The organism is Sphingomonas sp. GW821-FHT09E03 (assembly GCF_059416225.1).
Map to the genome: position 1 here is coordinate 58220 of NZ_JBWKOS010000005.1, position 13411 is coordinate 71630.

Genomic DNA, 13411 nt, shown 5'->3' on the forward strand with positions numbered 1-13411 from the left:
AGGTTGCTCACGGTTGGCCGGTCGCACCTAATTCATCACCCCAGCTTGCGTGGCTGCTTCCGGCTCCTCTTCTCGCAGAGATCCTCGCATCCGGCGAGACGACGACGGGCAGCCTATTCCACCCCATCCTCTCGTTCCGCCCCCGCTCGACGCAGCCCGGTAAGGTCGATGCCGTGGCGCTGAACCTTATAGTAGAAGGTCTTGCGCGGCAGCCCGAGCGCCTGCATCGCCGCGCCCGCATCGCCCTTCGCCGCGAGCACCGCCTCGACGATCGCCTGGCGCTCGAAAGCGGCGACGCGATCGGGCAGCGTGTCAGCCGCCTGCTCTCCGGCAGGCTCGGGAGCGAGGCCGATCATCACCTGATCGGCGAAATGCGCGAGCTCGCGGACGTTGCCGGGCCAGCGATGCTCCACCAGCCGCCGGCGAACCGCGGGGGTGAGATCGGGCAGCGGCCGGCGTAGGCGCGACGCGGCGAGATCGAGCAGATGCGCGAACAGCAGCGGCACGTCGTCCAGCCGCTCGCGCAGCGGCGGTACCCGCAGCCGCACTGCGGACAGGCGATAGTATAGGGCCGGATCGATCGCCGCCTCGGCCTGCTCGCCGGCGGTAGCGACGAGCCGCACGTCAACCGGCGACGGATCGCCGCCGGCGGCAAGGCCCGGGACCGTCCGCTCCTCGGCGAATTGCGCGAGCCGCGCCTGCAGCGCCGGCGAGGCGCGATCGACGTCGTCGAGGAACAGGGTGCCGCGCGCCGCCGCCGCGATGGTGCTGCCGATCAGTTCGGGCTCGATCAGCGCATCCGGCATTGCCGCGCAGGCGACGGTGGCGAAGCGATGCCGCGCGCGGGCGCCGCCGCGGTGGATCAGCCGCGCGAGCAACTCCTTGCCGGTGCCCGTCTCACCCTCGATCAGCACGTCGATGTCGGCATCGGCGAGCAGCGCGACCGTGTCGCGCAGCTGGACGATCGCGGGCGATCGGCCAACCAGCGGCGAGCCATCCGGTGCTGCTGCCAGCGCGCGAAGGCGCCGATTGTCCAACACCAACCCACGGTGCGCGCTGGCCCGACCGACCGCGGCGAGCAGCGCGTCCGGGTCGAACGGCTTGGTGATGAAATCCCAGGCGCCGGCCTTCAGCGCATCCACCGCCATCGCAACGTCGCCATGGCCGGTGATCAGCAGCACCGGCAGATCGGCATCGCGCGCGTGAAGCCGCCGGAACAGTTCGACGCCGGACATGCCGGGCATCGCGACGTCGCTAACCACCACGCCGGCAAAGCCGTCATCCAACGCCGCCAGCGCCGCGGCGGCGTCGGCATGCTCGGTCACCCGATAGCCGGCAAGGCCGAGCATCTGCGCGATCGAGCCGCGGATGTCGGCATCGTCGTCCACCAGGGCGACCAGGGGGGGCGTTTCGCTCATCCGGCTTTCTTCAACTCGATCTGGAAGCAGGCGCCCTGCGTCGACGGCAGCAGCCGCAGCGTGCCGCCCATGTCGGTCATGATGTCGAGCGCGATCACCAGCCCGAGCCCGAGTCCGGCGGCGCGGCTGGTGACGAACGGCGTAAAGATCCGCGCGGCGATCCCCGGATCGACCCCCGGACCATTGTCGGCGATGTCGACGCGGACGGTGTCTTCCTCGATGTCGAGCGTCAGCGCCAGCTGCGGCTCGGCACGCCCTTCCAGCGCCTCGATCGCATTCTGCAGCAGATTGACCAGCACCTGCTCCAGCCGCACCTTGCCGGCGAGCACCAGCAGATCCGGCGGGATCGGCGCGGCGGTGAAGGCGACGCTCGACAGCCGCTCCTTGAGGATCAGCCGCGCCCCGTCCACCGCCTCGGCCAGCGGCATCGGGCCGATCGCGCCGGTGCCCTTGCGCGCGAACCCCCGCAGCGCCGCCGTCACCTCGCCGATGCGGCTGGCGAGCCGGCCGATCGCCTGGAGATTGCCGCGGACCTGCTCGGCATCGCCGCGTTCGAGCAGCCGCTCGCCGTTGGCGGCATAAGTGCGGATCGCGGCGACCGGCTGCGCGGTCTCGTGCGCGACGCTCGCCGTGACCTGCCCCAGGGTCGCCAGCCGGTTGGCCTGGCGCAATCCTTCGCGCAGCAGGTCGGCGCGGGCATCGGAGGCGATGCGCTCGTCGATCTCGCGGCGCAGTTCGGCGGTGCGGGTGGCAACCGCCGCCTCGAGCTCGTGGGTACGCGCCGCTTGGCGGCGGCTGCGGGCACGCAGCCCCAGCGTCGCACCACAAAGGGCGAGCATGGCGAGCGCGGCGCCAAGCTCGGCAAGCCGCACCACATCGTCGACTGCGGTGGTGGTGCCGCGCAGCAGGTTGAGCTGCCACCCGTTCGGCGACGGCGGCAATCGCACCCAGAGCAGGCGTCCCGCCTGGCCGGGCACCGTCACCCGCGCCTCTCCCGTCGCGCGCGCGGCGGCCGCCCACGGCAGGATCGCGAGCGACTCCTCGCCCGACTGGATCTCGGCGCGGAACCGCGCCGACGCTATCGGGCCGAGCGGCCGGGTAACGCGGAACCGCCAGTCGGGCCGGCTCGTCACCAGTATCACGCCGTGATCGTCGTCGGCGAAGGTGATGCCGCCGGCGCCGCGCCACTGCCGCTCGACTTGGTCGAACTCGAGCTTGACCACGATCACGCCGCCGCGCGGGGTGCGGCGGCTGAGATAGAGGCCGGGCTTGTGGCTGACCGTGCCCATCGCGAACTGCGTCGCCAGCGCATCGAGCGTCGCCTCGCGGAAATAGCGCCGGAAGCGGTAGTCCATGCCGACAAAGCTGTGCGCGGTACGCCAGTTGCTCGCGGCAATCGCGCGGCCGTCGGCACCGATCACATAGATGGCGGCGGCGCCGGTGGTGCTTGCCAGCGTTTCCAGCCGCTGGTTGAGCGCGCGCCGCGCCGGCACGGCGCCGGCCAGGGCGCCATCAAGGTCGCGATCGGCGGCGAGCGCCAACGGCAGCAGCCTGAACCGCGCGATCTCGCTGGTCAGCAGCGCCTCGCGCAGCCGGGCATCGATGCGCACCGCGGCCTCAAACCGGCTGAGCGCGCGATCCTCGGCGATCCTGCCCGCCAGTGTCGCAGCAATCCCGGCCAGCGCCAGCGCCAGCACCGCCTCCCGCCACCACCGCCTGATCCACACGCCGTGCATACCCAAGCCGCTAGCCGGCATCGCTACCCTGTGCAAGATCTTGCACATTTACTGATCCGGAGCTGCGGCCAGGCTCCTAATGCGATGGCAAACAAGACCGCTATCATGCTGTGGTTGCAGGATTTTACATCATATGCCGGATTGCTTGCATGACAAGCCGTAACAGACGAAACCATTGATCCTGCACATACCGTCATCAAGAACGAACTGTGCCGTGATCGAGGATGAAAGGCCCAGGATGACCATCGCCGTTCCCGCCAGCGACCAGCCGACCCCCGTGTCGCCGCCCTGGTATCGCCATCTCTACGCGCAGGTGCTGGTGGCAATCGTCGCCGGCGTGCTGCTCGGCCATTTCTACCCCGCTACCGGGGAGGCGATGAAGCCGATCGGCGATGCCTTCATCAAGCTCGTCAAGATGGTGATCGCGCCGGTGATCTTCCTCACCATCGTCACCGGCATCGCCGGCATGCGCGATCTCGGCTCGGTGGGCCGCGTCGCCGGCAAGGCGTTCGTCTATTTCTTCTTCTTCTCGACGCTGGCGCTGATCGTCGGCCTGATCGTCGCCAATGTGATCCGGCCCGGCGCCGGGCTCAACATCGATCCGGCATCGCTCGACACCACCAAGGTCGCCGAGTTCGCCGAGAAGGCGCATGAGACGACGCTGACCGGCTTCCTCACCGGGATCATCCCCGACACCTTCCTGTCGGCGCTGACTGCGGGCAACATCCTCCAGACGCTGTTCGTCGCGATCCTGTTTGGCGTCAGCCTCGCGCTGGTCGGCGATCGCGGCCAGGGCGTGCTCGATCTGCTCGAGCAGGCGTCCACCGCCTTCTTCAAGCTGGTCGCGATCGTGATGAAGGTAGCCCCCGTTGGCGCGTTCGGCGCGATGGCCTTTACCATCGGCAAGTACGGCGTCGGCACTCTGGCCAATCTCGCCGCGCTGGTCGGCACCTTCTATCTCACCTCGATCATCTTCGTGCTGCTGGTGCTCGGCACCGTCGCCAAGCTCAGCGGCTTCTCGATCCTGGCGCTGATCCGCTACCTCAAGACCGAACTGCTGCTGGTGCTCGGTACCTCGTCGTCGGAAAGCGCCCTGCCTTCGCTGATCGAGAAGATGGAGCGCGCCGGCTGTCCCAAGTCGATCGTCGGGCTGGTCGTACCGACCGGCTATTCGTTCAACCTCGACGGCACCAACATCTACATGACGCTGGCGGCGCTGTTCATCGCCCAGGCGTGCAACGTCGACCTCACGCTTGGCCAGCAATTACTGCTGCTCGGCGTCGCCATGCTCTCCTCCAAGGGCGCGGCGGGAGTTACCGGCGCCGGTTTCATCACCCTGGCGGCGACGCTGTCGATCGTCCCCTCGGTGCCTGTCGCGGGCATGGCGCTGATCCTCGGCGTCGATCGCTTCATGAGCGAGTGCCGCAGCCTCACCAACTTCATCGGCAACGCCGTCGCCACCGTGGTGGTGTCACGCTGGGAAGGCGCGCTCGACCAGGATCGGTTCAACGCGGCACTGCGCGGCGAGACGCCGCGGGTCGATCAGCTGCGCCCCGAGGCCATTCCCGCCGAATGAGCTGACGCAATGAGCTGACCGGCCGGCGCCGATCCGCGCCGCCACCCTGCTGCCAGGAGGCACCCCATGACCGATCTGTTGCGCGCCGCCGGCGTCGCCACCCTGCCGCTCGCCCTGTTCGCGGCGTCCGCGACCGCGCAGACGACGCTGCCCACCACCCCATCGCCGGCCGAATCCGGCCAGAGCCGCAACCCGGCCGAGCCGACCGTCAGCGCCTACCCGTCTGCCGCCGCCGGTGACGGCACCGGCACCGGCGGCTACAATCTGTCGCGCTGGGCGGAAGACTGGCGCCGCTATGCCGATCCCGCCAAGCGCGACGATCCGCTCGACCGGCTCAAGTTCCTCCCCCTCGATAGCGACGGCGACGTCTATCTGACGCTGTCGGGCGAGCTGCGGCTGCGCGTCAACGAGGTCACCAACCCCAATTTGCGCACGAGCGAGGCACAGCGGCAGGACATCAACCGCCTCGTCGCCGGCGCCGATCTTCATGTCGGGCCGCATCTTCGGGCCTATGGCGAGGTCGCCCATGCCGGCATCTCGGGCCAGAACATCGGCACGCCTGCGGCCAACCTCGAGAACGGCCTCGTCGTCCAGCAGGCGTTCGTCGAAGGCGACGCGACGGTCGCGGGCGTCGAGTTCGGCGTGCGCTACGGCCGGCAGGAGTTCACCGATGGCTCCAACCTGCTCACCTCGCAGCGCGACAACAACACCATTCGCTTCGTGCTCAACGGCCTGCGCGGCTGGGCGCGTGGCAAGACGCTGCGCGCCGATGTGTTCGACCTCAGATACACCACCTTCGGCACCGGTGGTCCGAGTGACGATGTCACCGACCACGGTCACCGCTTTTCCGGCGTCACCGCCGGCGTGGTGGTGCCGACGGACTGGTTCGGCACATCGAAGCTCTACCTCGACCCGTTCGTGTGGCGGCTCCGCTCGACCCACACGACGTGGGGCGCGACGAGCGGCCGCGAGGTGCGCGATTATTACGGTGCGCGGCTGTGGGGCGATGTCGACCGGGTGACGCTCGACTGGACGGTCAATCACCAGGGCGGCACCTTCAACGGCCAGAAGATCGATGCCTGGCAGGTGCTGATGGCGCAGACCTGGCGGCTCGGCGCCAGCAGCACCGCGCCCCGGATCGGCTTCCATGCCGATTACGCCAGCGGCGGCGGCAGCTACACCGGCGGCACGCTGCGCAACAGCTTCGCGCCGTTCGGCAACAACATCTACTACAGCTATGCGCTGTTCCTCACCCCGACCAACCTGGTCGCGCTGGCACCGAACGTCACCTTCTCGCCGCACAAGAAGCTGCGCATCACCGGTGAATATCAGCTCGCCTGGCGCGACGACGTTCGCGACGCGGTGTACCGGGCTAACGGATCGGCATTCGCCGGCACGCAGAACGTGGCCGCGAGCAAGATCGCCGATGTCGCGCGGTTGCAGCTGGTCTATTCGTACAGCCCGCGCCTGTCGTTCACCGGCCGCTACGAGCACCTCGCCGCCGGCCCGTCGCTGACCCGCGCCGGCTATGCGAGCTCCGACTTTCTCGCCGGCTGGGTGAGTTTCCGCTTCTGAGCCGAAGCGCCGGTGCGATCGGCGCGGCTTGTCGCACCGCCGCCTGCTGTGCCACAGCCTCGCGCTCGGGAGCGGATCGCAGGAGCAGCGGGTGGACACTATTGATATCAGTCGGCGATCGTTGATCGCCGGGGCGACGGCCTCGTTGACGCTGCTCGGCACGACCGCCGCGGCGCAGGTCGGGGTAGCGGACGAGACGGTGCCGCTGTGGCCGGGCGCGATCCCGGGCGATCGCCACGCCAGGATCGTCCGCAAGGCCGACGATCAATCGCACGATCCGGCCCGCCACGATCGGTTCGTCACCGGCATCGCGCAGCCGATGCTGGTGGTGAAGCGCCCTGCCCGCCCCAATGGCGCGGCGGTGCTGATCATGCCCGGCGGCGGCTACGGCTTCCTGTCCTATGACAATGAGGGCGTCGACCAGGCCGCCTGGCTCAACGCCCGCGGCATTACCGCGTTCATCCTGCTGTATCGTCTGCCGGGCGAGGGCTGGGACAAGCGCGAGCTGGTGCCGCTGCAGGACGCCCAGCGGGCGATGCGGGTGATCCGGTCGCGCGCGGGCCAGTTCGGTGTCGATCCGGCGCGGGTCGCGATCCTCGGCTTCTCGGCGGGTGGCCATCTCGCCGGATCGCTGGCGACGCGGTTCGCCGAACCGGTTTATGCGCCGGTGGACAAGGCCGACACCTTGTCGGCGCGCCCCGACCTTGCCGGGCTGATCTATCCGGTCGTGAGCATGGCGGCGCCCTTTACCCATGGCGGCTCGCGCGACATGCTGCTGGGGCAGAACGCGCCGGCGGCGTTGCGCCAGGCGGCGTCGGTGGAGACGCGGGTCACGGCGGCGACGCCCCCCACCTTCCTGGTCCACTCGGGCGACGACGGGCTGGTGCCGGTGGCCAACAGCATCGCGCTCTATACCGCGCTGCTTGCCGCCCAGCGCCCGGCGGCGCTGCACGTGTTCGACGAGAGCGGCCATGGCTTCGGCGTCCGCCCGCCCAAGAGCGTGACCACCTCCGCCTGGCCCGACCTGTTCCACGGCTATGCCGTGCGCAAGGGCGTGTTCGCATGAAGCGCGCGCTGCTGGCGGTGCTGCTGGGCGCCGGCAGCGCCGCCGGTGCCCAGCACGCGGCGAACACGCCAGCGCCGACCGTCTACCAGAGCTCGCCCGAGCGCCGGGTGGTGCAGGACAAGGACTGGGGCCCGTGGCTTGGGCCGTTCCGCGCCAAGCTGGTGCCGAGCCTGATGCAGGATTTCGGCGAGCGCTACATCTATGCCGAGGCGGATCGGGCATTGCCGCCGCCCCGCCCCGGCGAACGCCGCGTCGTCTTCCTCGGCGATTCGATCACCGACCGCTGGGACCTGGCGGCGAGCTTCCCCGGCAAGCCCTACGTCAACCGCGGTATCGGCAGCCAGGTCACCGCGCAGATGGTGCTGCGCTTCCATCAGGATGTCGTCGGGCTGCAGCCGCGCGTGGTGGTGATCCTTGCCGGGATCAACGACGTCCAGGGCTTCCTGCAGCAGGAAACGCCCGAGCAGATCGAGACCAACTGGGAGGCGATGGCCGATCTCGCCGACCGTCATGGCATCAAGGTGGTGTTCGCCTCGCTGCTCCCGGTCAACAATTACACCGACAAGGCCAAGGACGTGCTCGTCGAGCGCAAGCCGGCGGAGCTGCGCGCGCTCAACGCCTGGCTGCGGGCGTTCTGCGCCCGCCGCGGCTATGCCTATGCCGATTATCATGCTCGGCTGGTGGACCAATCGGGGCTGCTCGAACGCGGCCTCAGCGACGACGGCGTGCACCCCCTTGCCGCCGGCTACGCCCGGATGGCACCCGTGGCCGAGGCCGCGATCGAGCGGGCGCTGCAGGCTCAGCCGGCGTCGAAGCGGTCCGGCAAACCAGCAACATAACGACGCTAGCCGACCCGCCCTACCGCCGCTATGGTAGCGGTATCGTAAGAACAGAGCCGTGTCGGGGGAGAGAAAGATGCACAGCGCCTCGCGCCTCCGCCCCGTCGCGCGCCGACCAAGAGGAGCCTGCATGACCGTTCGATCCCGCTTTGCCCCGCTGCTGCACACGCTGGCCGCCGGCGTCTCGCTGGTCGCCTTCGCGGGTGCCGCACAGGCCGATCCGCTCGCCACGCTCAACCGCAACGGCAGCCTTGTCTCGGTCGAGCCCTATGCGCCCAACATCGTCCGGGTCACCATCGCGGTCGATCGCAAGCAGGTCGATGCGCCCCCCGGCGAAGGCCCCAACGCCAAGCCCGACGCCACCGGCTGGACCCATCGCACCGATGCCAGTGGCGACGTGTTCGCCTCGTCGGGCCTGACCCTCACCGTCAACGCACAGCCCTGGCCCAAGGCGCCGACCCAGATGGAGCGTTATTTCGCGCCGTCGCTGCCGCCGGTGTCGCTGAGCGTCGCCGATGCGGCGGGCAAGCCGATCGCCGAGATGACCGGGTGGGAAATGTCGCCGCACGTCGTGAACGGCGAGAACACCTTCCGCGTTGGCGCGAGCTTCGCGGTGCAGCCGGACGAGCATTATTTCGGGCTCGGCCAGAATCAGGAGGGCGTGCTCGACCTCAAGGGCCGCACCATCGACTGCCGCCACAATTACGATGCACCCGCCGGCGAAACCGTGTGCGTGCCGTTCATGGTCACCAACAAGGGCTATGGCATCGTCTGGGACAATGCCTCGGCGACCACCGTCTCGCCCGGGCTGCACAATTCGACCCATTGGCAGTCCAATGTCGGCGAGCGCGTGTCGTTCTTCGTCATCACCGGCAAGACCACCGACGATCTTTACGCCGGCTATGCGCGGCTGACCGGCACCACCCCGTTGCCGCCCAAGGCGGCGTTCGGCCTCATCCAGAGCAAGGCGCGCTACGAGACGCAGAAGGAGCTGCTCGACATTGCCGACGGCTATCGCAGCCGCGGCCTGCCGCTCGACGTGATGGTGCTCGACTGGTTCTACTGGAGCCGGATGGGCCAGCTCGACATCGATCGCACCTATTTCCCCGATCCCAAGGGCATGAACGACAAGCTGCATGGCATGGGCATGCACTCGATCATCAGCGTCTGGCCGCGGTTCGAAAAAGAGTCGCGCTACTTCAACACGCTGGCGAGCAAGGGCTGGCTGCTCAAGGACAAGGACGGCAATGTCGTCGACGGCCTGCCGATCCGCTCCGACCGCGCCGGCGCGCTGATCGACAGCACCAACCCCGATGCCCGCCACTGGTTCTGGGATCATATCCGCGACAACATCGCCAGCGAAGGCTTCGACTGGTTCTGGCTCGATGAGACCGAGCCGGATCTGGTGCCCGACGGCAGCTTCTACTCGATCGGCTCGGGTGACCGCTTCCACAACGTCTTCCCGCTGCTCCACACTGACAGCGTCGCGGAAGGATCGGCCAAGGACCGGCCGACGATGCGCAACCTGATCCTGTCGCGCGCGGCCTATCTCGGCGTGCAGCGCAACGGCGCCTTGTTCTGGTCGTCGGATATCCAGGCGACCTGGGAAGCCTATCGCCGCCAGATCCCGACCGGCCTTGGCTTCACCGCCACCGGCATGGCCTATTGGGGCAGCGACATCGGCGGCTGGCAATATCCGCATGGGCCGAAAGCCCAGCAGCCGTTGCTGCTCGATCCAGCCGGTGCGACGGCGATGGCGCCCGATTACGCCGATTACCCCGAGCTGTTTACCCGCTGGTTCGGCTATAGCGTGTTCACGCCGACGCTGCGCATCCACGGCCAGCGCCCCGGCACCGCGCTGTGGCAATATGGCACCGCGGCGGAGCCCGTCCTCGCGAACTTCCTCAAGCTGCGCTACGCGCTGATGCCGTATATCTACTCGCTCGGGCGCCATACCTATGAGAGCGGCGCACCGTTCATGCGCGCGCTGTTCATGGATTTCCCGAACGATCCCAGGGCGGCGACGCTCGGCGACGAATATATGTTCGGCCCGGCCTTCCTCGTCGCGCCGGTCACCGAGCAGGGCCAGACCAGCCGACCGGTCTACCTCCCCGCCGGCGCCGACTGGTATGATTACTGGACCAATCAGCGCTATACCGGCGGCCAGACGGTCACCGCCGCGGCGCCGATCGACAAGATCCCGCTGTTTGTCCGCGCCGGATCGATCATCCCGATGGGCGTCCAGGTGCCGAGCACCGCGACCAAGCAGGCGCTCGAGAGCATTCGCGTCTATCCTGGCGCCGATGCGAGCTTCACGCTGTACGACGACGACGGCGTCACCAATGGCTACAAGACCGCCAAGAACGGCACCAAGGCGGTGCTGCACTGGGACGACCGCGCCGGCCGCCTCACCGCCGCTGGCAAGCTGCCGACCGGCCAGGATGTTGGCGGGTTGGTACGGGTGACGGGCGCAAAGTAGGCGCGCCTGTCACAGGTGATCGCTCGCTTCACGGCACCCTGGCTCCACCGGCCCTCACCGGCACCCCGCCCCCCATCCCGTCACCCCAGCGAAAGCTGGGGGCTCGCGGTTGGCGGGCGGGCAGCGCGCCTCAGGGAGATTCCAGCTTTCGCTGGGATGACGAGGGGGGAGTTCGTCACCCCCGTGTGGAAGATGGAAGTTTGCACCCGGATGACACCCTCGTGACGGCCTCCCGCAATTGACGGCGGCCGCCTGCCATGTGCAACAGGCGCCGACGCTGGAGAGTTGCGCCTGCCGATGACCAACCGATTGCTTCGCGCCTGCGCCCTCGGCGCCGTGCTGCTACCCGCTGCCGCCGCCGCCGATCCGGCGCCGTTCGATCTCACCGGCCCCAGCCTCAAGATCAGCGTCACCCGCGGCAGCGCGACGCTGCCGATCTCGGCGGTGCCCAACCTCGCGAGCGGCGACAAGCTACAGATCGCCGCGGCGCTGCCGCCCGACCAGGCCGCTCATTACGTGCTGGTCACCGCGTTCATGCGCGGCGCCACCAATCCGCCGCCCAAGAACTGGTTCTTCAAGGCCGAGACCTGGAAGAAGAAGCGCAACACGCTGAGCCTCACCGTGCCCGATGGCGCCCAGCAGGCGATCGTGTTCCTCGTCCCCGACACCGGCGGCGGGGTGGATGCCGTGATCGGCGCGGTGCGCGGCAAGCCAGGCACTTTCGTGCGCGCCTCGCAGGATCTCACCCAGGCGGCGCTCGATCGCTCGCGGCTCGATGCCTTCCTCGATGGCATCCATCGTCGCGAGGCGAGCGACCCCGCGCAGCTCGAGCGGGTGTCGCCGCTGCTCGCGCGCAGCCTCCAGATCAAGATCGACCAGAGCTGCCTGCTCAAGCCGACCGATCTCCAGGCCGCGTGCCTCACCCAGAACCATGACGCACTGGTGCTCGCCGACAGCCACAGCTCGTCGATCGCCGAGACGCTGGCGGGCACGCCGACCGACATTGCGCTGCAGCTCAGCGCCACGCCGCAGGGCGGCTATGGCTATTACAGCCCCTATATCGGCGTGGTTCGCGATGTCGCGCGGCTGCTCGGCGCCTTCCAGAGCGCGCAGCTCCAATACATCCCGGCGCTGGCGCTGTACCGCGGCGACGCGCTGGCGCTGCTGCTCAACGCCGCGCCGTCGTTTCGCAAGCCGCAATCGGTGCTCGTCACCGCGCTGCCGCCAGTCGAGCCGCCGCACCTGCCGCCGCTCAAGCCGACCGATGGCAATGCCGCGGTGTGCGTCAGCCGCCCCGGCTTCACCCTGCCGGTGGAGGGCGCGCCGCTGATCTATTCCACCGGCTTCGCCCGGACCATGGCGCTGCGCGTCGCCACCAAGGACGGCCCCGATGCCGAGATCCCGCTGACTGCCGATCCCGAACAGGGCGGCTATGTCGCCGCACCGGGAGCACTGGACAAGCTCCGCCTCGCCGGGGTGGCGGACGGCACGCTCCACGGTGCCTGGGGATTCCAGCCGTTCGACGGCCCCAAGTTTCGCCTCGAGAGCGCCTCCGACGCGACCTGGCGGACCGCCGGCGACGATCCGGCGACGCTGGTGATCGGCCGCGACAATGCCATTGAGCTCGAGGGCACCGCGCCGTCGTGCGTCGACGGCGTCACGATGCGCCTCGGCAGCGGCGGTGCCCCGCAACCGGTGGCGTTCCAGCGCCAGAACGGACGGCTGACCGTGACCCTGCCGCTCACCAAGGCGCGGCCCGGCGAGGTAACGCTGCAGGTCAGCCAGGCCGGCGCCGCGCAGCCGACCAACGTGACGTTGCGCAGCTATGCCGAGGTCAGCCGGATCGACGGCTTTGCGCTCCACGCCGGCGACGCCGGCGGCGAGCTGACCGGCGCGCGGCTCGACCAGGTCACCGGGCTGACGGTGGACGGCACCGCCTTTCGCCCCGGCGCCTTCACCCATGGCAGCGACGGCGATCACCTGATGCTGACGGCCACCGCCGCGGGCAACTGGCAACCCGGCCAGGCGGTCACCGGCAAGCTGAGCTTCGCCGATGGCCGCACCGCGCCGGTCAAGATGACGATCGATGCGTCGCGCCCGGTCGCGACGCTGATGGGCCATAGCGCGGAAGCGCCGTCGTCCACCGGGCCGATCCGCCTGCGCCTGGTCGGCGACAGCTACGTGGCGGCCGATGCGCGCCTGTCCTTCTCGCTGCGCGCGACCGAACCGACCAGCTTCTCCGCCGCGACCCAGGTGGAGGTCGCGACTGCCGACGGCAGCGCCGGCAAGCTGCTCACCATGGCCGACGGCGTGGCACTGCAGGACTCGCATGTGGTGGTCGCCACGATCACGCTGGGTACCGCGCTGGGCCCGGCGGCCTACGGCCCGCTGCGCTGGCGTGTGATCCAGAACGGCACGAGCGGCGACTGGCAGCCGCTGGCGACGCTGGTGCGGCTGCCGGTGATCGACGACCTAGCCTGTCCGGGTGGTGACAAGCCCTGCACGCTCAGTGGCACCCGGCTCTTCCTCGCTGCCGCCGTCAGCAACGCGGCGACGCCGCCAGCCCGGGTGGAGGTGCCGCAGGGATTCACCGGCTCGTCGCTGGCGGTGCCGCGACCCGGCGGCGGCGGCCTCTCGATATCGCTGCGTGATGCGCCGGGGGCGATCGTCACGGTCGCCTCGTCACGCTGAGCGCTTGCGCAAGCCGGCGGGCGCGATAGAC

8 protein-coding genes are annotated in these 13411 nt (G+C 69.2%); 6 read left to right on the forward strand and 2 right to left on the reverse strand.

Going from position 1 to position 13411, the window contains the following annotated elements:
* Nucleotides 1-113: 113 nt before the first annotated feature.
* Together AC07M8_RS13080 and AC07M8_RS13085 are read right to left on the reverse strand one after the other, a co-directional pair.
* A complete protein-coding gene (locus AC07M8_RS13080; RefSeq protein WP_495174766.1) occupies nt 114-1418 on the reverse strand; it encodes a sigma-54-dependent transcriptional regulator in 1305 nt (434 codons plus the stop codon).
* A complete protein-coding gene (locus AC07M8_RS13085) occupies nt 1415-3154 on the reverse strand; it encodes a sensor histidine kinase (protein WP_495174767.1) in 1740 nt (579 codons plus the stop codon). Before AC07M8_RS13085 ends, AC07M8_RS13080 begins: the two co-directional genes overlap by 4 nt.
* A 238-nt stretch (nt 3155-3392) precedes the next feature.
* Here AC07M8_RS13085 and AC07M8_RS13090 point away from each other — a divergent pair, with 238 nt between their 5' ends.
* The 6 genes from AC07M8_RS13090 to AC07M8_RS13115 all read left to right on the forward strand — a co-directional run bounded on the left by AC07M8_RS13090 (nt 3393) and on the right by AC07M8_RS13115 (nt 13380).
* Entirely contained in the window at nt 3393-4730 is a 1338-nt protein-coding gene (locus tag AC07M8_RS13090) for a dicarboxylate/amino acid:cation symporter (RefSeq protein WP_495174768.1), read from the forward strand.
* A 66-nt stretch (nt 4731-4796) separates the two neighbouring features.
* A complete protein-coding gene (locus tag AC07M8_RS13095) occupies nt 4797-6305 on the forward strand; it encodes an alginate export family protein (protein WP_495174769.1) in 1509 nt (502 codons plus the stop codon).
* Between the two features lie 91 nt (nt 6306-6396).
* Complete coding sequence (locus AC07M8_RS13100; protein WP_495174770.1) at nt 6397-7371, forward strand: alpha/beta hydrolase; 975 nt, start codon at nt 6397-6399, stop codon at nt 7369-7371.
* Complete coding sequence (locus AC07M8_RS13105; RefSeq protein ID WP_495174771.1) at nt 7368-8210, forward strand: GDSL-type esterase/lipase family protein; 843 nt, start codon at nt 7368-7370, stop codon at nt 8208-8210. The genes AC07M8_RS13100 and AC07M8_RS13105 overlap by 4 nt, the downstream gene beginning before the upstream one ends.
* A 130-nt stretch (nt 8211-8340) precedes the next feature.
* Nucleotides 8341-10689, forward strand: a complete 2349-nt coding sequence (locus AC07M8_RS13110; protein ID WP_495174772.1) for a glycoside hydrolase family 31 protein — start codon at nt 8341-8343, stop codon at nt 10687-10689.
* A gap of 297 nt (nt 10690-10986) precedes the next feature.
* Nucleotides 10987-13380, forward strand: a complete 2394-nt coding sequence (locus AC07M8_RS13115; RefSeq protein ID WP_495174773.1) for a hypothetical protein — start codon at nt 10987-10989, stop codon at nt 13378-13380.
* Nucleotides 13381-13411 lie beyond the last annotated feature (31 nt).